General features: G+C 73.2%; 19 protein-coding genes, 2 tRNA genes and 1 pseudogene. 6 read left to right on the top strand and 16 right to left on the bottom strand.

All coding sequences use genetic code 11. The features are described 5' to 3' along the window. Positions 1 to 93: 93 nt before the first annotated feature. Positions 94 to 1260, bottom strand: coding sequence for an acyl-CoA dehydrogenase family protein (locus QI554_RS42160; protein ID WP_281478419.1), 1167 nt, complete (start codon positions 1258 to 1260; stop codon positions 94 to 96). 223 nt (positions 1261 to 1483) lie between these two features. Here QI554_RS42160 and QI554_RS42155 point away from each other — a divergent pair, with 223 nt between their 5' ends. Further along, positions 1484 to 2143: a TetR/AcrR family transcriptional regulator gene (locus tag QI554_RS42155; RefSeq protein WP_281478418.1), complete on the top strand. Its 660-nt coding sequence runs from the start codon at positions 1484 to 1486 to the stop codon at positions 2141 to 2143. 908 nt (positions 2144 to 3051) lie between these two features. Here QI554_RS42155 and QI554_RS42150 read toward each other — a convergent pair. Genes QI554_RS42150 through QI554_RS42140 form a run of 3 tightly spaced genes read right to left on the bottom strand, consistent with a single transcriptional unit; the run spans position 3052 to position 6097 of the window. After that, positions 3052 to 3480 (bottom strand): GlcG/HbpS family heme-binding protein, encoded by a 429-nt coding sequence (locus tag QI554_RS42150; protein ID WP_281478416.1) that lies wholly within the window; start codon positions 3478 to 3480, stop codon positions 3052 to 3054. A 56-nt stretch (positions 3481 to 3536) separates the two neighbouring features. After that, positions 3537 to 3977, bottom strand: a complete 441-nt coding sequence (locus QI554_RS42145; RefSeq protein WP_281478415.1) for an RNA-binding S4 domain-containing protein — start codon at positions 3975 to 3977, stop codon at positions 3537 to 3539. 8 nt (positions 3978 to 3985) lie between these two features. Next, the gene (locus QI554_RS42140) at positions 3986 to 6097 is read right to left on the bottom strand and encodes an NAD-binding protein (protein ID WP_425528140.1); all 2112 of its coding nucleotides are present in this window, start codon (positions 6095 to 6097) and stop codon (positions 3986 to 3988) included. A gap of 339 nt (positions 6098 to 6436) precedes the next feature. Here QI554_RS42140 and QI554_RS42135 point away from each other — a divergent pair, with 339 nt between their 5' ends. From QI554_RS42135 to QI554_RS42125, 3 genes and pseudogenes are all read left to right on the top strand, one after another. Next, entirely contained in the window at positions 6437 to 7720 is a 1284-nt protein-coding gene (locus QI554_RS42135) for an ATP-binding protein (protein ID WP_281478414.1), read from the top strand. A gap of 181 nt (positions 7721 to 7901) precedes the next feature. Then, positions 7902 to 8429 (top strand): annotated as a pseudogene (locus QI554_RS43665) (cupin domain-containing protein); the annotation flags it as partial. A gap of 163 nt (positions 8430 to 8592) precedes the next feature. Continuing rightward, positions 8593 to 8910 carry a helix-turn-helix domain-containing protein gene (locus tag QI554_RS42125; RefSeq protein WP_281478410.1) on the top strand — a complete coding sequence of 106 codons (318 nt, stop codon included), beginning with the start codon at positions 8593 to 8595 and terminating at the stop codon, positions 8908 to 8910. Positions 8911 to 8945: 35 nt separating this feature from the next. On the opposite strand, the gene QI554_RS42120 is transcribed toward QI554_RS42125, so the two are convergent. The 6 genes from QI554_RS42120 to QI554_RS42095 all read right to left on the bottom strand — a co-directional run bounded on the left by QI554_RS42120 (position 8946) and on the right by QI554_RS42095 (position 15341). Next, positions 8946 to 10280 carry an MFS transporter gene (locus QI554_RS42120; RefSeq protein WP_281478408.1) on the bottom strand — a complete coding sequence of 445 codons (1335 nt, stop codon included), beginning with the start codon at positions 10278 to 10280 and terminating at the stop codon, positions 8946 to 8948. Between the two features lie 249 nt (positions 10281 to 10529). Then, positions 10530 to 11780 carry an NAD(P)/FAD-dependent oxidoreductase gene (locus QI554_RS42115; protein WP_281478406.1) on the bottom strand — a complete coding sequence of 417 codons (1251 nt, stop codon included), beginning with the start codon at positions 11778 to 11780 and terminating at the stop codon, positions 10530 to 10532. 4 nt (positions 11781 to 11784) lie between these two features. After that, entirely contained in the window at positions 11785 to 11973 is a 189-nt protein-coding gene (locus QI554_RS42110) for a ferredoxin (protein ID WP_281478404.1), read from the bottom strand. Between the two features lie 141 nt (positions 11974 to 12114). Continuing rightward, positions 12115 to 12984, bottom strand: coding sequence for a fumarylacetoacetate hydrolase family protein (locus tag QI554_RS42105; protein ID WP_281478402.1), 870 nt, complete (start codon positions 12982 to 12984; stop codon positions 12115 to 12117). A 3-nt stretch (positions 12985 to 12987) separates the two neighbouring features. Further along, positions 12988 to 13878 carry a DODA-type extradiol aromatic ring-opening family dioxygenase gene (locus QI554_RS42100; protein WP_281478401.1) on the bottom strand — a complete coding sequence of 297 codons (891 nt, stop codon included), beginning with the start codon at positions 13876 to 13878 and terminating at the stop codon, positions 12988 to 12990. A 2-nt stretch (positions 13879 to 13880) separates the two neighbouring features. Further along, positions 13881 to 15341 (bottom strand): aldehyde dehydrogenase, encoded by a 1461-nt coding sequence (locus tag QI554_RS42095; protein ID WP_281478399.1) that lies wholly within the window; start codon positions 15339 to 15341, stop codon positions 13881 to 13883. A gap of 555 nt (positions 15342 to 15896) precedes the next feature. Here QI554_RS42095 and QI554_RS42090 point away from each other — a divergent pair. Both QI554_RS42090 and QI554_RS42085 read left to right on the top strand, forming a co-directional pair. After that, the gene (locus QI554_RS42090; protein ID WP_281478396.1) at positions 15897 to 17381 is read left to right on the top strand and encodes an aldehyde dehydrogenase; all 1485 of its coding nucleotides are present in this window, start codon (positions 15897 to 15899) and stop codon (positions 17379 to 17381) included. After that, positions 17378 to 18094 carry a gamma-glutamyl-gamma-aminobutyrate hydrolase family protein gene (locus tag QI554_RS42085; protein WP_281478394.1) on the top strand — a complete coding sequence of 239 codons (717 nt, stop codon included), beginning with the start codon at positions 17378 to 17380 and terminating at the stop codon, positions 18092 to 18094. The genes QI554_RS42090 and QI554_RS42085 overlap by 4 nt, the downstream gene beginning before the upstream one ends. A 44-nt stretch (positions 18095 to 18138) precedes the next feature. Here QI554_RS42085 and QI554_RS42080 read toward each other — a convergent pair whose 3' ends face one another. The 6 genes from QI554_RS42080 to QI554_RS42055 form a co-directional block, all read right to left on the bottom strand. Next, positions 18139 to 18501, bottom strand: a complete 363-nt coding sequence (locus QI554_RS42080; RefSeq protein ID WP_281478392.1) for a DUF6907 domain-containing protein — start codon at positions 18499 to 18501, stop codon at positions 18139 to 18141. 125 nt (positions 18502 to 18626) lie between these two features. Further along, a complete protein-coding gene (locus QI554_RS42075) occupies positions 18627 to 19271 on the bottom strand; it encodes a hypothetical protein (RefSeq protein ID WP_281478390.1) in 645 nt (214 codons plus the stop codon). A 55-nt stretch (positions 19272 to 19326) separates the two neighbouring features. Beyond that, on the bottom strand, positions 19327 to 21609 hold the full coding sequence (locus QI554_RS42070; RefSeq protein ID WP_281478388.1) for a hypothetical protein: 2283 nt from the start codon (positions 21607 to 21609) through the stop codon (positions 19327 to 19329). A gap of 2 nt (positions 21610 to 21611) precedes the next feature. After that, positions 21612 to 21684 (bottom strand) — tRNA-Gln (locus QI554_RS42065). Position 21685: 1 nt separating this feature from the next. Next, a tRNA-Gly gene (locus QI554_RS42060) sits at positions 21686 to 21758 on the bottom strand. A gap of 46 nt (positions 21759 to 21804) precedes the next feature. Beyond that, entirely contained in the window at positions 21805 to 22392 is a 588-nt protein-coding gene (locus QI554_RS42055; protein WP_281478386.1) for a MarR family winged helix-turn-helix transcriptional regulator, read from the bottom strand. Positions 22393 to 22428: the final 36 nt, after the last annotated feature.

Raw genomic sequence — 22428 nt, 5'->3', positions numbered from 1 at the left:
CGCGCGGCCGCGGCCGCGCCTCGTCGCACTGGTCGCGGCGCGCCGTACCGCGGTGCGCCGCGTGCTGGAGCACGTATGTCGTGTCCATGACGGTCAGACCTGCCCGATCTTCGTGTAGCCGCGCAGCAGGTCGCGGGAGAGGATCAGGCGCTGCATCTCGTCCGTCCCCTCGAAGATCCGGTACAGCCGGACCTGCCGGTACCAGCGCTCGATGGGGAGTTCGCGGGTGTAGCCCATGCCGCCGTGGATCTGCAGCGCGCGGTCGACGACCCGGTTGACCATGCCCGCGCCGTACAGCTTGGCCATGGACGAGCTGTGCCGCGGGTCGAGCCCCTGGTCGATGGCCCACGCGGCGCGCAGCACCAGCAGCCGGGCGGCCTCGAGTTCGACCTCGGAGTCGGCGATCATCCACTGGATGGCCTGGTTCTCGGCGATCGGCTTGCCGAACGTCTCACGCGTGTTGGCGTGGTCGAGGGCCATCTGCAGGACGCGTTCGGCGATGCCGATGCCGTTGGACGGGATCGTGTAGCGGCCCTTGCCGATCCACTTCATGCCGAGGCCGAAGCCCTGGCCGATCTCGCCGAGGATGTTGCGGGACGGGACGCGGACGTTCTCGAACACCAGTGACGCGGGCCCGCCTTCGCCCATGGTCTGGATGAACTCGGACTTCCAGCCCATCGCGCGGTCGACGAGGAACGCCGTCGTGCCGCCGCCCCGGACGCCCTTCTCCTTGTCCGTGACGGCGACGACGATCGCGAAGTCGGCGTCGTTGCCGTTCGTGATGAAGGTCTTCTCGCCGTTGAGGATCCAGTCGTCGCCGTCCTGACGGGCCGACAGCTTGATGTTGGCGGCGTCGGACCCCGCGCCCGGCTCGGTGATGGCGAAGCACGATATGCGGTCGCCGGCGATCGTCGGGAGCAGGTACTCGTGCTTCTGCTCGTCGTTGGCGAAGTACAGGATGTTGTCCGCCTCGCCGCCGAACCGGAACGGCACGAAGCAACGCCCGAGTTCGGTCCAGATCAGCGACTGGGTGACGGCGGGGAGGTCCATGCCGCCGTACTCCTCGGGCGTGGACAGTCCCCAGAAGCCGAACTTCTTCGCCTTGAGCTGGAGTTCGCGCAGTTCGCTGCGGTCGAGCGAGGGCTGGTGGGCGCGTTCGCGGCGCAGTACCTCCTGCTCGAGAGGCATGACCTCTTTCGCGAGGAACGCACGCGCGGTGTCGCGGATCGCCTTCTGGTCGTCGGTGAGCGAGAAGTCCATGGCGTGCTCCGTTACGGGACGTCGGGTACGGGGCGGTGGGCGTTCGAGGCGAACGGGGTGCCGGCTCTTCCGGGCACAAATTAGCACTGCTAATTTTGAGACGGCTAGGCCTGAGCGGACGCTTTGTTGTGGCGGCCCCCAAGCACGCCCGCCCACGCCGCGGCCCGGCCACTGGGAGAATGACCGCGAATCCGCCACCCCGCCGGACAAGGAGGCGCCTACCGTGGGTCGGCCACGCCAACCGCTGCTGAGCCGCGACCGCATCGTCGCCGCCGCGCTCACGCTGGTCGACGACGAGGGCCTCGACGCCGTCTCCACCCGCCGGCTCGCCGCCGAACTGGGGGTCAGCGGGCCCGCGCTGTACAACCACTTCGCCACCAAGGACGAACTGATCGACGCCGTCGTCGACAGCGTGCTGGGCGAGGTCGACGTCGCGGTCTTCGCCGACCCGGCGATCACCGCCGACGGGGCGTGGCAGGCCCCGCTCCGCACCTGGGCCCGGTCGTACCGCGCCGCTCTCGCCGCCCACCCGAACGTCGTCCCGGCCCTCGCCCAGGGCCCGGGCCGCCGCCCCAACGCCCTCCGGATGGCCGACGCCGTCTTCGGCGCCCTCGTCGACGCGGGCTGGCCCCGGGCACAGGCGACCCGCGTCGGCGTCCTGATGCGGTACTTCGTGACCGGCTCGGCCCTCGGCTCCTTCGCCGGCGGATTCCCGGACGACGCCAAGCTGTACGCCGGCGCCTACCCCCACCTCGACCAGGCCCACCTCCTGGCCGACGCCCAACGGGAAATCAACGAGGCCGCCTTCGAGACGGGCCTGACGGCGCTGCTCGACGGACTGGCCCTGAAATACGCAACGTTCGACCGCAAGCCGGTGGGCTGACCGGACCTGCCGCAGGCTCGCACGAGGGGGCAGGGACCGCGCCGGGCTGCACCGTCCCTGGCCTGCACCGTTGTTGGTGGCCTCCCGCCCCTCCCGCTTTCGATTTTCGCGCGGCCGTCCCGCGCGTCAAGCCGCAGCATGACCAACGCTGTTGAAGGCGGCCTGTCCCGGGGTGGAGGGGGCGGCTTGACCCGCGGGCCGTCCGCGCTGAACATCCTTGGCACCTGCGGGAGGGGCGGGAGGTGTGGCGCCGCTCCCTCGCTACGCGTCGCCGGGCTGCGGTCCCAGCGTGGCGGGCGCCCGGCGCTGCCGGTCGGTGTCGGCCGGGCGCCGGGACGGGTCGCGCCGCCGGGCCGCGGTCGCCGACCTCTCACCTCTCACTGACAACGGTTTTCAAAAGAACCAGATGGCAACATGTGGCCATTTGGTTCTTTTGACGCAAAGTCAATAGGGATTCGGCCGCCTCAATGCCCCGATTTGGCGCGATATGAGACCCATGGAGCCCGGTCACCGGTCGTCAAAGGCGGTCGCCCGCCCGCCCCACGCTGGAACCGCAGCTCGGCAACGCAACGCACGCACTGCGCCTCCACACCGCCTCCCCCTCCCGATAGTTGCCGCGGTTTTAAGCGCGGCCGGGCGCCTGTCAAGGCGCCCCCACCACCACGCGACAGGTTACCTGTCCGTGGAAGATCCACCGCGCCTTGACAGGCGACCGGCCGCGCGGACAATCACAAATCGGGAGGGGGAGGTGGCCACCGCCGGCAGACAGGACAGGGGACCATGCATGGCCGATGGTCTCCACGCCGCAACGACCGAGCCCCACCCCGCACATGGCGGCTCGCTCGCACGCCAAAGACGCGTCCCCGCCTCGGAGTGGGCCGCAGCCCGGTAGCCGAGCCCGCACCCCCTCAACCCCCGAAGGCCTCCGCCTCCTCGCGGGCCAGGTCGTCCTCGAAGTCGGCCTCGTCGCCGCTGACGCCGATGCCGCCTACCGGCTTTCCGTCGTGGAGGAGCGGGTAGCCGCCGCGGCCCAGGTACCAGTTGCCCTGGTTGGTGAAGCTCTGGGCGAAGACCGGGCGTTCGGCCATCATGCTCTCCATGAACGCGGTCGGACGGCCGAAGGACGCGGCTGTGCGCGCCTTTTCGGTGGCCAGGCCTGCGCTGAACCGCAGTGCGCCGTCCATCCGTGCGAACGCGACCAGCACGCCGGCCGAGTCGACCACGGCCACGGTGACCGCACGCCCCGTCGCCCGGGCCCTGGCCACCACGCGCTCGACCATCGCGCGCGCCGTGGCATCGCCGACGTCGTACCCGACCACCACCGCGTCGTCCGCCATGCGGTCCTCCCGATCCCACGAAGCGTCCGCCCGTCGCGGACCTCGCAGGTGGGATATCAGATACCGCGCAGCTGATCCATGACGCGCCGGTCCCGCTTGGTCGGACGGCCGGTGCCCCGGTCGCGGATGCCGACGGCCGCCGCGACCTCCTTCGGCGGGGGCGGCGGGCTGTTGTCGGTGTAGCACGCGACGGCGACCGGCGCGCCGACCCGTTTGAGGAGCAGCCGCCGGACCACGACGATCCGCTCACGCCCGTCGTGCCGCAGCCGCACCTCGTCGCCGACCTTGAGCGTCTGGGCGGGCTTGGCGCGGTCGCCGTTCACCCGGACATGGCCGGCCTTGCACGCGGTGGCGGCCATCGAGCGGGTCTTGGTCAGCCGTACCGACCACAGCCACGCGTCGACCCGCACCGGGCCGCTGGGCTCCGCGGGCAGGCCGTGGCCCGGAGCCGTCGCGGGGGTGCCGGTGGCCGGGCCGTCGGACTGTGCTGCTGCCATGCCTCACCCTAACCCGTTGCCGCGCGGTCACCGTCGGGGTCGGAGGGGTCGGAGGGGTCGGGCAACGGGGGTTCCGACCCGTCGGCCGATGCTCCGGTCGGCAGGTCCACCGGCGGCTCGGCAGGCGGGCCGACAGGCGGGTCGGCAGGCGGGCCGACCTGCGGATCTCCCCGCGGGTCGGCAGGCGGCGTCCCCAGCACGACACCCGCCGCCGGGGTCCGGTCGCCGTCGTGGGTCTGGAGCAGCGTCGCCAGGCCGCGGCGGGTCGTGGCCAGCACCACCCGGTCGTCGTCCTGGAGGACGTAGCCCTCGTGCAGCCCCCACGCGAGCTCGGGCTCGTGCTCTCCGTGTCGCCCCGGGTTGGCGGCCGCGCCGAGGTTCGGGCGGCGTTCGTCGGGGTCGGCGACGTCGAGGGCCAGCACGCGCCACGCGCCGGGCCGGAACACCTCGTCGACGGTGCGGCCGCGGAGGTCCGCGTGCCGTCCGACCTCGAGCGCGACGAACACCAGGACGTTCCGCTCGACCGGCAGCGCCCCCAGGATCTGACGTCCCATCATCGCGGCGGCGAAGGCGGGTGCGGCGAGCGTCGACACGCTGCGGCTGCGGGTGGTCGCCTGCGGGTAGGACGCGCGCATGGCCTGGTTGACGACGGCGGCGAAGTCGTCGTCGAACAGCCGCATCACGACGCGGATGTCCGGCCTGTACTCCCGCGCGTACAGCGCGGTCTCCAGGTTCGAGCTGTCGCTGCTGGTCAACGCCAATACTGCGGAAGCGCGTTCGATCAGCGCGGACTCCAACACGCCGTCCTGCGTCGCGTCTCCGAGCACGACCGGCACGTGCAGCGTGCGCGCCAGGGCCACGCCGCGCGCCTTCGGGTCCCGCTCCACGCACACGACGTCGACACCGAGCGCGTGCAGCCGGTCCAGCACCCGGCTGCCGACCCTGCCCAGGCCCATGAGCACGATGTGGCCCGACAGCCCGCGCGGCGGCTGACGCAGGGCGCTGGCGGTACGGAACGAGCTGAGCGCCTGCAGCACGACCGCGAACAGCACCGGCAGCAAAGCGAGTCCGGTGAGACCGGACATCAGCTGGAGGATCTGCCGGCCCTTGCTCGCGCCGATCGCCGGATCGCCCATGCTCAGCAGGTCCAGCAGCGACAGGTACGCGGCCCGCAGCGGCGGATCGTCCGTCACCCGCCACGTGAGCAGCGCGAACAACAGCTCCAGCGTCAGCAGCCCGGCGACGACCAACATCAGCCGCCAGGAGAACAGTTCGCGCAGCGGGAAGCGACGCGGAATGCGGTTCAGCGGCGCGAGCGGCGGCGACGCGGCCACCTGACGGGTCACCGCCTCCAGCACCACGCGGCCGCGGCCCGCGAGCGACGCGGACGCCTCGTCGTCGTCCGGCAGCAGCCGCGGCCCCGGGGCCGCCCCGCCGACCGGGTCCGGCAGCGACGCCGCCGGGTCCGACAGCAGCGCCAGCGTGCACAGCTCCCCCGGTCCGACCGGCTCACCGACGGCCCGGTCCGCGGCCCGCAGCAGGAGACCGTCCGCCTCGACGATCCGGCTCCGCTGCCCCGCGAGCGCGGCCGCCACCAGGGCGGGGGCCGCCGTGTCGGCGTCCGACAGGACGGTGGTCGTGGCGTCCTCCCGCCCGCGCACCCCCGGCTGGGCGACCGAGCGCGCGAGCAGATCCTCCAGGTACCGGCCCAGCTTGCGGTTGAACAGGCGGATCACCAGCCGCACCGACGGGTTGATCCGCCGGGCGCGTAACGCGGCGTGGATGTTGGTCTGGTCGTCGGAGTACGTCAGCGCGATCGCCTCCGCGTACTGCACTCCGGCGAGCATCAGCGCCGCCTCGCTGGGGTCGGCTGCCTCGCGCACCGTGACCGGCAGCCCTTCCGAACGGGCCAGTTCCGCTATCCGCAGCCCGCTGCCCGTGTGCGCGGAGGGAACGAGGGCGGTGACCGGTTGCTCGTACAACCGGGCCAGCTCCGCGGTGAGCCGGTAGGCGAGGGCGTCGTCGCCGCACACCACCATGCCGGCGGCCCGCGGGGCGGCCTGCGATGCACCGTTCGGCCCGGCCTCGCGCGGGATTCCCTGATCAGGTACGAAGGGCATGAGCCCTACCCTGCCGCAACCAAACGTCTGCCACGCACAGTTGCGACGCGGGTCACCCCGAATGCCTCAATGGCGACCGCCGGCGGGTTCGCGCTGCCTGGATGCGGTGTGCCTGCGGGAGCGGCGCGGATTTGGCGCGGGTTCGGCGCGGGTTCTATGCGCGTTGCGTCGCGCTGCCGTCCGACGGTCCCGGCGCCCCGGCCGACGCCCCCTCCGGCCGGTCAAGCCCCTGCCCGGCGCACTCGCCCGCCCCGTCTTGTCCATTCCGGCGAAAGTCCCGACCCCGGGGCTCCCCCTAGCGTTCGGCACTCGACGTCTCGTACCGCTGGAGGCTGGGCCATGGGCTGGATCGTGCAGGAGTACCGCGACGACGACCTCGCCGCCGTCGTGCACCTGATCGACACGACGTCGGGCATCGGGCAGGACTCGGTGTTCTCGGTCGCCGAGTGCATCACCGCGTTGACGGCCCGGCAGCCGGCCGTCGTGGCGCGGCGGGACGGCGAGGTCGTCGGCGCCGCGCTGGCCACCGTCGCCGAGGGGCGGGCCTGGGTCATGCGCATCGCCCTCGCCCCGTCGCTGCGCGGCCTCGGGCTGGCCAGCACGCTGCTGCTGGCCCTGGAGCGGCGGCTGGTCGAGCTGCGGGTGCGGCGCATCGCGTACGTCCTGCCGGAGGAGGACCTCCTGCAGGAGGGCCTGCACAAGGCGGGCTACGACCGGCGTCCGGCGGTGGCCTACTTCGAGAAGCTGGAGCCGGTCGACGACCGTTCCGCCGACGTGCTCGAGCAGCTGGGCGGCCGCGTGCTGCCGGCCGACCTGTGGTCGCGGCTGGCCGGCATGGAGGAGGAGAAGACCCTCATCGAGCGCCGCGTGGTGCTGCCGCTGGCCGACCCGGAGCGGGCCGACCGGCACGGGGTGGAACCGCCGCGCGCGATCGCGCTGTTCGGTCCGCCCGGGACGGGCAAGACGACGTTCGCGCGGGCGATCGCCTCGCGGCTCGGCTGGCCGTTCGTGGAGCTGCTGCCGTCGCGTCTCGCGGACAGCGGCAACCTGGCCGCGGCGCTGCGTGACGCCTTCTCCCGTATCGGGGAGCTCGACCGGGTGGTGGTGTTCATCGACGAGGTCGAGGAGATCGCGCCGGTGCGGCAGTTCGAGTCCGGTACGACGCCCGGCGGCACGCACTCGGTGACGAACGAACTCCTCAAGCTCATCCCGGCGTTCCGCGAGCGCGGGGAGCGGCTGCTGGTGTGTGCGACGAATTCGGTGCGGTCGCTGGACCCGGCGTTCCTGCGCCCGGGGCGGTTCGACTACGTGATCCCGATCGGCACGCCGGACGGCGCGGCCCGGCGGGCGATGTGGGCGCGGTACGCGCACGCCCGCCGCCCGGACGTGGACCTCGAGGCGCTGGTGCGCGCGAGCGAGCTGTTCACGCCGGCCGACATCGACCACGCGGCCCGGATCGCGGCCCAGGCGTCGTTCGAGCGCGACCTGGACACTCCCGCGCGGGCGACCGAGGGCGCCGGGACCGACGACTTCCTGGAGGCGGTCGCCCAGTGCCGTCCGACGGTGACGCCCGGGATGGTCGCCGACTTCCGGGTGGACATCACCACGCACGCGCGGGTGTAGCGACACATATAGGCGACACACATAGCGGGGGCTTCCGGACGGGGGCGGGTGCGTCAAGGGACGGGCGCACCCGCCCCTCCCTTGCCCCTCCCATGCCCTTCCCTGCGCTCCCGCCCCTGTCGTCCCAGCCGCCGGGCCCGCCTTGACGCGGGTCCTCCGGCAGCCTTCTATATGACGACCCATGTTGAACCGATTCAGCGCGCCCAGTGACGACACCGTCACCGACTTCGACGCCTGGCGCACCCTCGTCCGCGACACCTTCTTCGCCGCCGAGCTGGAACCCGTCGGCGGGCGCGCCGACCACGGCTTCCAGGGCCGCCTGCGGCACCGGCCCGTCGGTGCCATCGACCTCGCCCGCATCGAGGCGTCCCCGCACCACTTCCACCGCACGCCGACCGACGTCGCCCGCCAACACACCGACGCGTACGACGTCGTCCTGGTGCTCGACGGCCGCGGCACGGCCGTGCAGGACGGCCACGGGGGCGCGCTGCATCCGGGGCGGCTGGTCATCACCGACGCGACCCGGCCGTACCGGATCGACTTCGACAGCCCCTTCCGGGTCGCGCAGCTGGTGCTGCCCCGGGCGCTGCTCGGGACGGCGCCGGAGCGGTTCGCCGCGGTCACCGGGCTGCCCGTCGACACCGGGCAGGGGACGGCCGCGCTCCTCGCCGCGCTGCTGACCGAGGCGACCGCCGACACCGGCTCCCGCGCGCCCGCGTCCGGCGCCGCGCCGCACGTCGCGGACGCCGTCGCCGCGCTGTGCCGCGCGGTGGCGGCCGAGCTGCTGGCCGGGCATCCGGACGCCGAGGCCGACGCGGCGTCGGAGCCGCCCGCCGACCCCGACGCCCAGCGCCGTGCCCTGCGGGCGCGTCATGGCGTGGATCGAGGACCACCTCGACGACCCCGACCTCGACCCCGCGGCCATCGCCGGGGCGCACTTCATCTCGACGCGCTACCTGCACCTGCTGTTCGAGGACCACGAGGTGTCGGTGGCCCGCCACGTGCGCGAGCGCCGCCTGGAGCGGATCCGCCGCGACCTGGCCGACCCCGCGCTGCGCGGCGTCCCGGTGAGCGGTGTCGCGGCCCGGTGGGGCATCGGGGACGCCGCGCGGTTCAGCCGGGTGTTCCGGGAGCGGTACGGCGTGTCCCCCAGCGCGTACCGCGCGGGCGGCGGGGCCGCCGACGGCTGACCCGCCCCGCCCGCCCCGCTCCTCTCGGTCGGGCCCTACTTGACGCCCTTGACCCCCAGCACCAGCAGCGCCCCCGCCAGGGACACCGCCGCGGAGATCGGGAACATCGCGTCGTAGCCGCCGGCGTCGACGATCCAGCCCGCGACCGTCGGGGCGACGATCTGCGGCCCTGCCGCCGCGATGTTGACCAGCCCCAGGTTCTTGCCGACCTCGGCGGCCGGCGGCAGCACGCGGGTCATGAGCGCCAGGTCGACGGCCATGTAGGTGCCGAAGAACACGCCGTTGACGATCTGGAACCACGTCATGCCGGTCTCGGTCGCCGACAGCATCGGGATGGCCAGCGACACCGCCGAGCCCACGCCGCACACGAGCACGAACGGCTTGAGCCGCCCCACCCGGTCCACGAGCGGCCCCACGAGCATCGACGCCGCGACCGTGGCGAGGGCGTTGACGATGAGCTGGAAGCCCATGACCGCGCCGAGGTCCTCGCCCGCGATGCCGATGTAGTCGGCGAGCAGGTACATCGTGTAGACGCTGATGATCCAGTAGCCGAGCATGACGCCGAAGCGCGAGCAGAACGCCCACGCGAAGTCCGGGTACCTGCGCGGGCTCACCCAGAACCCCGACAGGAACTCCTTGGCGCTGAACGGCTCGCGCGGCAGGTCCTTCGACGACTTGTCGGGCGACACGACCACGAAGACCAGCGCGGACGCCATGACGATCGCGGCGATCAGGTAGTACCCGTCGGTGCCCATGAACCGGCCGTCGAAGCCGCCGATGGTGCCCGACAGCCCGAACTTCTCACCCGGCACGCCGCCGATGATCAGCGACGCGACGATCGTGGCCAGCGGGATGCCGAGCCCCACGAGCGCCGAGAAGACGCCGTAGCGGCGCGCGGGCACGCGGTCGGGCATCGCGGCGGTCGAGGCGGCCATGTAGCCGTTCAGGAAGAACTGCACGACGCCCCAGCTGAGGCCGAGCATTGCGATCGAGGACGCGTGCGCCTGGCCGACCAGCGCGAGCGAGCCGACGCCCGCGCACAGCAGGATCCACGGCGTGCGGCGTCCGAAGCGCGAGCGGGTGCGGTCGGACAGCAGCCCGAACAGCGGGTTCCCGACGGTCGCCAGCACGGCGCCGGTGGTCGACGCGGTTGACAGCGCGTCGGTGTCGTTGCTCCCGGTGATCTGCGCCACCTGGAACGGGATCAGGAAGCTGCCGACGCCGATCCAGATCATGTACAGCGCGATGTTGGCCAGCGGCAACGTGAGGTACAGCGGGCCGAGGCGGTATCCGGCGGTCTCGGCGCCGGCGGGGCCGGGCGCGTCGGTGTCCGGCGCGGTTCCGGGGGCGTTGGGGAGGGTCGTGCTCATGCGTGGCATCCCAAAGGTCGTGAGGGTCGGCAGGGGTTCGGGAGGAGGAGCCCCAGCATCCGGACCCGGGGCGGGCGCGTCTTGACGCTCAGCGCAGACCGCCTTGGCATTGCGTGCACAAGACATGGCAAGCGCGGCTGATGGTGGCAGAACATCTGATTCCGGGCATGCGAAGGACCCGGGCCGACGCGCCACCGCGATCGTGGCGCGCCGGTCCGGGTCCGCCGGCCCGGCCGTCGTTCGGGGCTGCTACGCGTGTGCCGCGAGCGCCCCTCGGTAGCGGGCCGCCGCCACCGCCGCACCTCCTCCCAGCGCGACGATGCCGACCAGGCGGCCGTCCGCGTGGTGGTAGCCCACCACGCAGTCGGCGTCCAACTCCCCCTCCAGCAGCCGGATGTCGGCCGCACCGAGGCCGGGGGCGCCGAACGACTGGAGGCGTTCGGCGTACTGGTCCGACCAGAAGGTCGGCAGCGGCGCGAACGGCGTCTCGTCGACCGCGCCGCCGGTGAGCTGCGCGGCGAGGGTGCGGGCCGCGCGCTTCGCCGAGTCGGTCGGGACGCTCCAGTGCTCGACGCGGCGCGCGACCGCGTCGTAGCGGGGGTTCGGGAAGCGCGCTATGTCACCGACCGCGACAACGTCCGGGCGGCCCTCGACCCGCAGCAGCGCGTCGCACACCACCCCGTCGCTCAGGTCGAGGCCGTTGCCGGCGAGCCACTCGGTGTTGGGGACGGAACCGACGGCCTCGACGACGACGTCCGCGGGGACGGTGCTCGCGTCGTCGAGGACGACGCCGGTAGCCCGGTCGTCGTCGCCGTGTCCGTTTCCAGCCCCGTCGGCTCCTCCGAGGAACCGGTCGATCGTGCGGCCGAGCCGGAACGTTACGCCGCGTGCCTCGTGGCGACGTCGCAGAGCGGCCCCGAGCCGCTCCCCCAACGGACGCAGCATCGGCTCGGACTCCGGTGCCACGATGGTGACTTCCATCCCGAGGCCGCGCGCCGTGGCGGCGACCTCGCAGCCGATGAACCCGGCGCCGATCACCACGAGGCGGCGGCCCGCGCGCAGTTCGCCGCGCAGTGCCTGGGCGTCGTCCAACGTCCGGACGACGTGGCGTCCGCCGCGCGGGCCGGGGCAGTTGAGCCGGCGAGGGCGGATGCCGGTCGCGACGACCAGGCCCGCGTACGGCAGCGTGCTCCCGTCGGCCAGCGTGACACGGCGCTCGGTCAGGTCGGCGGCCGCGACCGCCGTGCCGAGCCGCCACGTCACGTCGGCGACGGACGCGCGGGTCCGGAACGCGACGGCGGCGTGCGACACTTCGCCGGCCAAGACCTCCTTGGACAGCGGCGGCCGGTTGTACGGCATGTGCCGTTCGTCGCCGACGACCGTGACCGGCCCGGTCCAGCCGGCCGCGCGCAGTTGCTCGGCGGCGCGCAGCCCGCCCATGGCGGCCCCGGCGACGACGACGCCAGGGCGGTCCCGGGCGCCGTCGACCCCGATGATCACGGCGTCAGTCCTCGATGGTGATGGCCTGCAACGGGCATACGTCAGCGGCCTCTTCGACCGCCTCGCGCAGCTCGTCGTCGGGCTCGGCGGTGTACTCGAGCCGTCCGGCCGGGTTGATCTGGAACACTTCGGGGGCCGCGAAGACGCACTGCCCGTGGTCCTGGCAGCGGTCCATGTCGACGATGATCCTCACCACCGGCTCCTTTCCCTGCTTCTGGCTGCTTCTGGCTGCTTCGCCTTGCTGTGCTGCGTTGTGCCGCGCTGCGCTGTCAGTGCGGAACCGCGGGGCGGCGGGGCGGACATCGCGGGTCCGCGATGTCCGCGGCGCCGTCGGTCAGTCGCGGCGCGGGGGCCGGACGCCGCGCAGCTCCCAGTCGCCGCCGAGGGCCGTGGAGCGGACCTCCTCCGACTCGGTCGGCTGCGCGCCGCAGTCGTCGCGGATCGGCGTCGGGCCGGTGACGATGTGGTTCGTCAGCCGTCCGAGCCCCTCGGCCTCGACCTCGACGACGTCGCCGGGCTGCACGGGCCGTGACCCGGCGGGCGTGCCGGACAGCAGGACGTCGCCCGGGTAGAGGGTGATGGTGCGGGCGATGTCGGCGACGAGGTAGTGCATGTCCCACTCCATCTCGTCCGTCGAACCGTCCTGCACCACACGGCCGTTGACGTACGTGCGCAGCCGCTTGCCGCGGAAGTCCCAGCCCTCGACGAGCCCCGGGCCCAGCGGGCACAGCGTGTCCGAGCCCTTGACGCGCAGCATCGAACCGGCGTCGGTGTCGCGGAAGTCGTGCAGGCCGTAGTCGTTGGCGAGGGTGTAGCCGCGGATGTAGGCGCCGGCCTCGTCCGGGGAGACGTTGCGGCAGGTGCGGCCGATGACGATGGCGATCTCGCCCTCGTAGTTGAGGTACTTGCAGCCCTCGGGGCGGACGACCGCGCCGCCGTGCGCGTTGAGCGACGAGGTCGGCTTGTGGAAGTAGGTCGGCGCGGGCGGCAGCTTCGTCTGGAACTCGTCCACGCGGCTGCGGTGGTTCAGGTGCACCGCGACGATCTTGCCGGGCACGACCGGAGGCAGGTGCTGCGCGTCGGCGGCCTTGACGCGGCGCCCGTCGGCGGCGACCAGTTCGTCCGCGTCCCGGACGACCTCGACGACGGCGCCGTCGAGGAGGATCCGCCGGTACTCGGTGGTGCCGGAGCTGCTGGTGGTCATGGATCAGTTCCCTTTCGTCCAGCCGGCGGCGGGCCGGTCGAACCACATGTGCGCCTGGCCGGTGCCGGTGGCGTTTTCGTACGCGCCGTACATCCGCCCCGGCGCCGTGCAGCGCTCCGCGCCGAGCGCGCCGAGCATCATCAGGTAGTGCCCGAACCGGGCTTCGGGCTTCTGGGTGAGGAACTCCGGCATGGTGCGGAGGATCCGCGCGTGGTCGCCCTCCGCCATCCACGCGAGCCGCTCCTCGTCGGCGGCGCGGGCCTCCGGCGTGCGGACGTGCACCGGGTCGGACGCCTCGTGGTCGCGCAGTTCGCGCAGGCTCCAGAACGTGTGCGACAGCGCGCCGGACGCGACGAGCAGCACCTTGCGGTCGACGGCCGCAATGGCGTCGGCAAGCGCCCGGCCCAGCCGCAGGTTGTCCTCGACGTCGGCGGTCTGGCAGCAGCCGATGCTCATCCAGCGCTTGCCGGGTACGCCGAGGTAGTGCCACAGGTTGACGGTCGCGTAGTGGATCGGCAGGCACGGGTCGTCGATCGGGGTGATCCAGGTGCCGTGCTTGCCCGCGAACGAGGCGGTGGCCTCGGCGAGTTCCGGGTCGCCGGGGATGTCGTACGGGATCTGCCGCATGCCGCGCGGCAGTTCCTCGGACGTGTAGAGGCCGGAGCGTCGCTCGTGCGAGGCGACCACGTACTCGACGGTGGTCGCCCAGTGCGAGTCGAAGACGACGACCGTGTCGTAGTCGAGGGTCTCGTTGGCGAACACGTCCTCGTGGAGGCCGTGCAGGCCGGTCACGAGGGTGATCTCACTGCCCTCGTTGAGCTCGTAGCGGATCTCCTGCGGGAGCATGATGGTGGGGGCGTGGGCCAGCAGCCCGGCGCCGACGACTTCGCCCATCCTCATCGCCATCCGTTCGGTGCGGTCACGGTGTTCTTGACGTCGCAGTAGAAGTCGAAGCTCCAGGTGCCGCCTTCGCGCCCGACGCCCGACTGGCGCGAGCCGCCGAACGGCGCCTGCAGGTCGCGCACGAAGAAGCAGTTCACCCACACCGTGCCGGCGACGAGCCGGGCGGTGACGCGGTCGGCGCGCTCGCGGTCGCCGGTGGCGAGGGTCGCGGCGAGGCCGAACCGGGTGTCGTTCGCCAGCGCGACCGCGTGGTCCTCGTCGCGGAAGGTCTGGAGGGTGAGGACGGGGCCGAAGACCTCCTCCTGCACGATCTCGGAGTCCTGCGCGACGTCGGTGAGCAGCGTCGGACGGTAGTAGAGGCCGCCCAGGTCGGTGTTCGGGCCGCCGCCGAGCAGCACGCGGGCACCGGCGTCGACGGCGCGCCGCACGAAGCCGTCGACGCGCGCGACGTGGTCGGCGTGGATGTTGGGGCCGACGCCGGTGGCCTCGTCGCGCGGGTCGCCCTGCACAAGACGCGTGGCGCGGTCGAGCAGCTTGGCGGTGAACTCCTCGGCGACCGACTCCTCGACGAGGATCCGTGTCGCGGCGAGGCAGACCTGGCCGGCGTTGTCATACTGCTCGACGGCGAGGTCGGCGGCCAGCTCGAGGTCGGCGTCGGCGAAGACCAACAGGGGCGACTTGCCGCCGAGTTCGAAGCTGGTGGGAGTGAGGTGACGCCCCGCGGCCGCGCCGATCGCACGGGCGGTGGGCACCGACCCGGTGAAGCTGATGCGCCGCACGTCAGGGTCGTCGACGAGCGCCGCGCCGACCTCCTCGCCGAACCCCTGCACGACGTTGAACACGCCCGGGGGCAGGCCCGCTTCGGCGGTGATGTCGGCGAACAGCGAGGCGGTGAGGGGGGTCCACTCGGCAGGCTTCAGGACGACCGTGTTGCCGGCCGCGAGCGCGGGGGCGATCTTCCAGGTGGCCAGCATGAGCGGGGCGTTCCACGGCGTGATGAGCACGCTCGGACCGGCCGGGTCCCAGCTGACGCGGTTGGTGTGGCCGCGGGTGTCGAAGTCGTCGTGGGCGAGGTTCTCGACAAGCCAGTCGGCGAAGAACCGCAGGTTGTGGGCGACGCGCGGCATGACACCGCGCAGGTGCGAGCGCAGCAACGCGCCGTTGTCGGTCGTCTCGACGACCGCCAGCTCGGCGAGCCGCTTGTCGACGCCGTCAGCGATCGCATGCAGCAGCCGAGCCCGCTCGACGGGCGGCGTCGCGGCCCACCCGGGAAACGCCTCCCGCGCGGCGGCGACAGCCGCCCGCGCCTCGACGACCCCACCTCGCGCGACCTGCGCGATGACGGCGCCGTCAACGGGCGAGACGTCGGCAAAGGTCTCCGCGGACCCGACCCGCACGCCGCCGATCCAGTGCCGGGTATCGACGGCAACGCCGGCGACGGTGGCCTCGGTCATGGGGAACCCTCCATATCGTTTGACCCCAAACAAATTACTGACGCAGCCGGGACACGGTCAACCCCCTGACGCCCCGGACCCCCAGACCAGCCCCAACGACCCCCCACCCGACCCGACGACGGAACGCGACGCGACGGGTAGCGCGGACGCGTGGCAGGGCGGACGCATGGCGGGGCAGGCGCATGGCGGGGCAGGCGCATGGCGGGGAGACGGGGAGGCGGGGGTGGCGTGGCGGTGCGGCGTGGCGGTGCGGCGGTGCGGCGGCGTGGCGGTGCGGCGGCGTGGCGGTGCGGCGGCGTGGCGGCGTGGCGGCGTGGCGGCGCGGCGGCGTGGCGGCGTGGCGGCGTGGCGGTGCGGCGGCGTGGCGGCGTGGCGGTGGGGCTTTGCGCGCCTGCCACGCTCATCGCGCGCACCCCGGCCCGGCCTCGCGTCCGCTTTCCCGATCCAGTCTTGGCGCTACCCCTCTCCCCCGTTCGGCCGGTCCTCGCTATCGTTTGACCTCAAACAACTGGCGGGGCGGTCGTGACCTCGTCGGGCCGAGAGCGGGAGCCCCCCATGACCGACCTCACCCACGCCGACTGGCAGTCGCTTGCGGGCGCCTTTCGGCCTGTGACGGAGCATCACATCGACGGCGGGCCGCACGCCGGGGGTGGGCGTACGTTCACCGTCGTCTCGCCGCGTGACGGGCGGGCGCTGGCCGAGGTCGCGTGTGGCGGGCAGGGCGAGGTCGATCTCGCCGTGGCCGCCGCGCGGCGGGCGTTCGACGAGGGGCCTTGGCCTCGGCTCACGCCTACCGAGCGCGGGCGGGCGCTCGTCCGGTTCGCGGAGCTCGTCGAGGAGCACCGGACCGAGCTGGCGCTGGCCGTCAGTCTGGAGATGGGCAAGCCCGTCACCGAGGCCTACGGCATCGAACTCCGGGCCGTCGCCAACACGTTCCGCTGGTACGGCGAGGCCGCCGACAAGCTCGTCGACGAGCTGCCGCAGACCGCGGCCGACGCGCTCGCCCTCGTCACGCGGGAGCCCGTCGGCGTCGTCGCGGCCGTCGTGCCGTGGAACTTCCCGCTCACCATGGCCGCGTGGAAGATCGCCCCGGCGTTGGCCGCAGGCTGCACCGCCGTTCTCAAGCCGGCCGAGCAGTCCCCGCTCTCCGCGCTCCTCCTCGGCCGCCTGTCGGTCGAAGCCGGGCTGCCCCCGGGCGTGTTCAACGTCGTCGCGGGCGACGGGCCGGAGGCCGGCCGCGCGCTCGGTCTGCACCCCGGCGTCGACGTCCTCGCGTTCACCGGCTCGACGGCCGTCGGCCGGCATTTCCTGCGCTACGCCGCCGACTCCAACCTCAAGCGGGTCTGGCTCGAACTCGGCGGCAAGTCACCGAACATCGTCTTCCCTGACGCCCCGGATCTCGCCGCGGCCGCGGCCTCCGCCGCCTGGGGGATCTTCTTCAACCAGGGCGAGATGTGCACCGCGCCGTCGCGGCTGCTCGTCCACCGGTCCATAGCCGACGAGGTCGTCGACGCCGTCGTCGAACGCGGCCGTACCCTGCGCGTCGGCGACCCCCTCGACCCCGCCACCGAGATGGGCGCGCTCGTCACCGAGGCACACCTCAAGCGGGTCCAGGGCCACATCGAGACCGCCCGCGCGGAGGGCGCCCGGCTGCGCTGCGGCGGCGGGCGGCTCGACCGGCCGGGGACGTACCTCGAACCCACCGTCTTCGACCAGGTCACCCCGGACATGGCGCTCGCCCGCGACGAGATCTTCGGGCCGGTGCTCAGCGTCCTGACGTTCGACACCGAGGACGAGGCCGTGCGCCTCGCGAACGCCACCGAGTACGGCCTGGCCGCCGCCGTCTGGACCGCGAACCTGTCCACCGCGCACCGGGTCTCACGCGCCGTCAGGGCCGGGACGGTGTGGGTGAACTGCTACGAGGAGGGCGGCCTGAACGTCCCGTTCGGCGGCATGAAGCAGTCCGGCCACGGCCGCGACAAGTCGCTGCACGCGCTGGACAAGTACACGGACCTGAAGACCACGTGGGTGCAGCTGTGAGGCCGACAGGCCGCCCGTTGGTCGCGCTGCCCTGCCGGTTCGCGGAACGCACGTCGGCCCTGCGGTACGCCGCCGAGGTGACCGCCCGGGCGCTCGCCGAAGCCGTCTACGAGGCGGGCGGCGAGCCGTTCATGATGCACCCGGCCGAGCCGTCGTCCGCGCCGGCCCGGCTCGCCCGCTGCGACGCCCTCCTCCTGCCGGGCGGCGGCGACCTCGCGCCCCACACGTACGGTGCGACCGACGTCCACGAGGAGGTCTACGACGTCGACGACACCCAGGACGCCTTCGACCTCGCGGCCGCGCGCCACGCCCTCGACGCGGGCCTGCCCACCCTCGCGGTCTGCCGCGGCATGCAGGTGGTGAACGTGGCCCTGGGCGGCACCCTGACCCAGGACATGCCGACCCACCACCGCCATCTCGTGCACCCGGTGAAGCTCCGCCCGGGCTCGGCCGTCGCCGCGGCCGTGCGTACCGAGAACCCGGACGTCTCCTGCTACCACCACCAGTCCGTCGACCGCCTCGGCCGGGGCCTGACCGTCACCGCGCGAGCCGCCGACCACACCGTCGAGGCCGTCGAACTCCGCGACGCCAAAGCGCTGTTCCTCGCCGTCCAGTGGCATCCGGAGGACCTCGCCGGCACCGACCCTGCGAACCGCGGACTGTTCGAGACCCTGGTCGAGCACGCCCGGGTGCGGGCGGCCGACCCCGTGTAATGCGCCCGCACCGGGGCCCCGACCCCGGTGCGGGCGGCGGCAACTTACCGGGTCTTCGGGGGCCTCCCGCTGGTCACCACGCCGACGACCTTGCGGAGGGCGTCCGCGAGGCCCGGGGCGAACACATCTGCCAGGCCCGCGAGTTGGCGGGCCTGGTGGACGCTGAGGTCGACGCGCCACGGGTTGGACCCCGGTATCGGGACGCAGCGGGAAATGATGATCTTGAGGTCGGTGTCGGGCCCCTTCGACGCCCAGACGGCGGTCCGCTCGGTGCCCTCCGGCACCGAAATCGGGACGCGGACGGTGACGCCTGAAGCGTCGTGGTGCAGTCGCTCGGTCGGGCCGGTCTGCCAGGCGACGTGGCCTCGGCACCAGTGCGGGCAGCCGTCGCGGCGGGTGTAGTCCATCGGGCACTCCTGATACAGGTGATCAGCGGGTAGCCCCCCACGCCTCCGTGCCCGCGCGCTGCGTCGAGCCGAAGTCGCGCGTCGATTATGGCGGTTCGCGGCGCCGAGCAACACGGGAAAGCCCGTCAGCCCTCCATCAGCAGCCACAGGTCGTCGGGCGACGGGAGCCGGGCGCCGGTCGGGTAGCGGCCGATGCGGACCGCCGCGTACTCGAAGGTTCCGTCGGCCACTGGGTCGGCGGCCTGGCCGACGAGGAGCATCTTGTCGCGCAGGCGCCAGGCCGCGTAGTGCCACGGCGGGCGTTCGTCGTCCGACGTGCCGTCGGGGAACCGGGCGGTGAGGTCGGCCGGGCCGAGGCGGTCGACGAACAGCTCCGTCACGGCGTGGCACGTCTCGTCGAAGAGTCCGCGCCCCGCGGTCCGGTCGTAGCGCCAGCGCGCGTCGTGGCCCGCATAGCCCCGAAACCATGTCAGGTCGGTGCGCAGGCCCAGCAGTTCGTCGGGGACGTCGTCGGCCGACGCCTCGTACAGGTACGCGAACGGCACCAGGCACGCCGTGTCCGCCCCCACCGGCCCCGGCGCACCGAAGTCGAGTGGGTAGACGGGGTGCCCGCCCGTCGTCAGGTACGCCGCGTCGTGCGGTCCGCCCGGCGTCCAGCCGAACGCCTCGGCGGCGGCGTGGATCGTCTCGCCGTCCGCCCAGGCCAGGCCGGCGAGCGCGACCAGCTGGTCGGCGGTGCGGTCGTCGAGGCCGCGGAGGAGCAGTGCCATGCGTCGAGGGTACGGAGCGGGCCCGCCGGAACCCGGCAGGCCCGCGTCGCGTCGGTCAGCCCCGCATCCAGTGCCCGTCCGTGCTCCAGCCGAGGAAGCGCCGACCGTGCATCGGGGTCTCGCCGTCGCCGAGCGTTCCGCCGGTCAGCACCACGCGCAGCCCTTCAAGGAGGGGCTCAAGGCGTGCCGCGACGTGGTCGGGCTGCCGCGCGGCCTCGTCCTGCATCCACGCCGTCACGCTGATCTGGTCGGCGAGCCCGCACAGCGACAGGAAGAACACCGTCTGCCGCCACGCGTACGCCGCGTCCTTGATGGTGCCGAGCGGCCGCGGGTTGTTGTGGACCTGCCGCACGAGCCGGCACGTCGCCGTGAACGCCCCGCGGGCGCGCCCGTCCCAGCCGTCCGCCGGCTCGACGCCGACCGGGTGCACCAGCAACGCGAGGTTGTGCGTCGTCAGGATCTGCGCCTGCTCGATGACCTTGCCGTTGGCGGCCACCCACGACCGGCCCGACGACGACCCCGCCCGCTCCCGGCACAGCGCGGCGAAGTCGGCGGCCGGCGGGGTGCTCGTCGACGGCCAGGCCGCCCGCGCCTGCTTCGGCACGGCCATCGCCGACAGCGCCGCGTAGTCGATCCCGTAGTAGCGGGCGTACAGCGAGCCCTCCAGCAGTTCCCCGGCGAGCTGCGCCGCCTGCAGGAACTTCGCGGAGAAGGTGCCCATGAAGATGTCCGCGGCCAGTTCCTCGGTGAACGGCACGACCACGTCGGACTGCTTTGCCAGCGCCCGCAGTTCCTGGAGCAGCGGGTTCGGCAGGATGGTCCCCGGGAAGGCCCGCAGCGCGAGTTCGCCGAGCTGGGCGAGCGTCGCGTGCGCGTTGCCCCGCGTGTCGTCGGTGCCGCGCCGGTACGCCGCGACCGCCCGCACCCACGGCAGCTCGTCCATCCGCACCTGGCTCTCCAGGTTGACGAGCAGCAGCGAGCGCCGGTTGGCGAACGCCCGGTGCACGGCCGTCATGAGCGTACGCAGCGACGCGTCGCGGTACGACAAGGCCGTCGTCGCGGCGACGAGTTGCGGCACGAGCTCGGCCAGCACCTCCGCCGACGGCACCACGCCGCGCTCGACCAGGGTCGCCACCGGAGCGCTCAGCGCGCGCTCGACGACGGACCGCAGCGCGTCGGGGAACTCCCGCCCCTCGGTCACGCCGGTGGCCAGCGCCTCGTCCGCGGTGACCGGCTCGAGGACCCAGTCGGTCGACGGCAACCCGATGCCGTGCGGCACGGCCGAAAGCCGCCCGATCAGGATCTGCGCGAGCTGGTACGGCGACTCGTGCAGCGCGTCGGCGGCCTGCCGCTCCCGCAGCCCCGTGTGCCGCTCCGAGCCGGGCGCGCCGCGGCGGGCGACCATCGAGTCGACGGCGTGCTGCAGCAGCCCGAGCCGATGCGGCGCGAGCGCACGCCCCGCGACCGCGTCCTCCAGAGCGGCGCGCAGGATCGCCGGGTTCTCCTTCGGCTTGCGGTGCTTCGAGCACAGCTTGTGCGAAGCCGCCAACCGCGCGTACTCGTCGAGGAGTTCACGGCCGCGCTGCGCCCAGCCCTCGGGCCGGACCGCCGCGACGCGCCCCTCCGACACGGTCTCCAGCCAGTGCTGGAGCAGCGTGTCGGCGTACGGGTTCCACACCCGCAGCGCCTCGTTCATCGTCTCGACCTTGCGGTTGCGGCGCCGCTGGGCGAGCCCGTCGCGCACGTCGCCGACGGTCTCGCGGTGCACCGCCGTCCCGTCGAAGGGCGGTTCGAGGACGCGCCGCGGCGCGAAGCGGAGCCGGTCGGCGAACGGCCGGATCCCGGCCAGCAGTTCGAGCGCGCCCGCCCGGTCGCCCGCGCGCAGCAGCCAGGCGACGGTGAGTAGCGCGGCCTCTTCGGGCACCGCGACCTCGTAGCAGCCGCTGTCCAGCAGCGCGCCGAGTTCGGCGACGCCCGCGTCGGTGAGGTAGTGGTCGAAGAGCGCGCCGCGGTCGGCCGCGCGCAGTCCGAACCGCTCGGCGGTCTCGGTCTCGTACGGCAGGAGCGGCCCGCCCGCCGCGGCCTCGCCGGTGGCGAACCCGCCGCGCACGACCGTGGGCGTGACCCAGGCGGGCAGTCCGGCGACCGGGGTGCGGCTGCCGATGGCGAGCGATCCGTCGGCCATCCCGCGCGCGACGCGTTGCCAGTCGCGGATGCGCTCTTCGGCGCGTCGCCTGGTCGCGGCGTCCTCGTGGTCGGACGCGGTCACGAAGGCCTTGGCCAGCTGCCCGTAGGCGTAGCCCGGGTTGGCGCGCACCTGCGCGAGGTTCTCGTTCATAGCCAGCGCGGCAGGTTCCGCCCCTGCGCCCTCCGGGTCCAGAGCCCGGTGCTCTTCTAGCTGAGCTACACGCTGTCCAACGTGGCAGGTCCCGCCCCTGCGCCCTCCGGGTAGGAAGCCCGGTGCTCTGCTGACTGAGCTACACGTTGTCGTCACCGGGAGACTATGAGCGCGCCGGACCGCCCGGCAACATGATTATCCGGCCGCGCCGTTCCTCGGCCGCCGCCCGCTGCGCCGCGGCTTCGGCGCCTCGCCCGCGAGCAGTTCCTCGCGGCGCTCCTCGCCCTTGGCCTCGAGGCGCGCCACGATCTTCCGCAGCCCGTCCGCAAGTTTCAGGCACTCAGCGGGGCTGAGGTCCTCGGTGACGAAGGCCTCCTCCGCGTTGAACGCCGGGAACACCCGCGCCATCAGCTCCTCGCCGGCCGGGGTGAGCGCGAGCAGCACGAGCCGCCCGTCGGAGGCGTGCTGGGTGCGGGTGAGCAGGCCGCGCGACTCGAGCGTCCGGGCGACGCCGGTGAGCGTGCCCTTGGAGATGCCGGCGTCCTCGGCGACGTGCCGGGTCTCGGACTCGCCCCAGATCCAGACCTCCCACAGCACGGTGAAGGCGGTCCAGGTCAGCTCGGCCTCGCGCAGCACCGAGTTCTCCAGGTGCTGCCGTACGGCGGTGGCGGCGCGGTAGATGTTCGACACGGCGGCCATCTGCTCGCGGCGCAGCGGGATGTCGCCGAGCCGTTCCTGGACGGCCTTCTCGGTCTCGGTGATGGATCGCTTGCCGACGCCCACGTTGCCCCTGCTCCGTCCTGTGCCTTCGTGCTGCCC

Origin of the sequence: Yinghuangia seranimata (genome assembly GCF_029953285.1) — a bacterium.
Taxonomy (GTDB): Bacteria; Actinomycetota; Actinomycetes; order Streptomycetales; family Streptomycetaceae; genus Yinghuangia; species Yinghuangia seranimata.
The sequence above is the reverse complement of the archived record's forward strand: the minus strand, read 5'-3'. Positions and strand labels throughout refer to the sequence as shown.

Bases quoted from the DNA above. Each gene is read 5' to 3' on its own strand.
- QI554_RS42160 (WP_281478419.1), bottom strand. From the start codon at position 1,260: ATGGACTTCTCGCTCACCGACGACCAGAAGGCGATCCGCGACACCGCG.
- QI554_RS42150 (WP_281478416.1), bottom strand. From the start codon at position 3,480: ATGGCGGACGACGCGGTGGTGGTCGGGTACGACGTCGGCGATGCCACG.
- QI554_RS42145 (WP_281478415.1), bottom strand. From the start codon at position 3,977: ATGGCAGCAGCACAGTCCGACGGCCCGGCCACCGGCACCCCCGCGACG.
- QI554_RS42140 (WP_425528140.1), bottom strand. From the start codon at position 6,097: ATGCCCTTCGTACCTGATCAGGGAATCCCGCGCGAGGCCGGGCCGAAC.
- QI554_RS42135 (WP_281478414.1), top strand. From the start codon at position 6,437: ATGGGCTGGATCGTGCAGGAGTACCGCGACGACGACCTCGCCGCCGTC.
- QI554_RS42125 (WP_281478410.1), top strand. From the start codon at position 8,593: ATGGCGTGGATCGAGGACCACCTCGACGACCCCGACCTCGACCCCGCG.
- QI554_RS42120 (WP_281478408.1), bottom strand. From the start codon at position 10,280: ATGAGCACGACCCTCCCCAACGCCCCCGGAACCGCGCCGGACACCGAC.
- QI554_RS42105 (WP_281478402.1), bottom strand. From the start codon at position 12,984: ATGACCACCAGCAGCTCCGGCACCACCGAGTACCGGCGGATCCTCCTC.
- QI554_RS42100 (WP_281478401.1), bottom strand. From the start codon at position 13,878: ATGGGCGAAGTCGTCGGCGCCGGGCTGCTGGCCCACGCCCCCACCATC.
- QI554_RS42095 (WP_281478399.1), bottom strand. From the start codon at position 15,341: ATGACCGAGGCCACCGTCGCCGGCGTTGCCGTCGATACCCGGCACTGG.
- QI554_RS42090 (WP_281478396.1), top strand. From the start codon at position 15,897: ATGACCGACCTCACCCACGCCGACTGGCAGTCGCTTGCGGGCGCCTTT.
- QI554_RS42080 (WP_281478392.1), bottom strand. From the start codon at position 18,501: ATGGACTACACCCGCCGCGACGGCTGCCCGCACTGGTGCCGAGGCCAC.
- QI554_RS42075 (WP_281478390.1), bottom strand. From the start codon at position 19,271: ATGGCACTGCTCCTCCGCGGCCTCGACGACCGCACCGCCGACCAGCTG.
- QI554_RS42070 (WP_281478388.1), bottom strand. From the start codon at position 21,609: ATGAACGAGAACCTCGCGCAGGTGCGCGCCAACCCGGGCTACGCCTAC.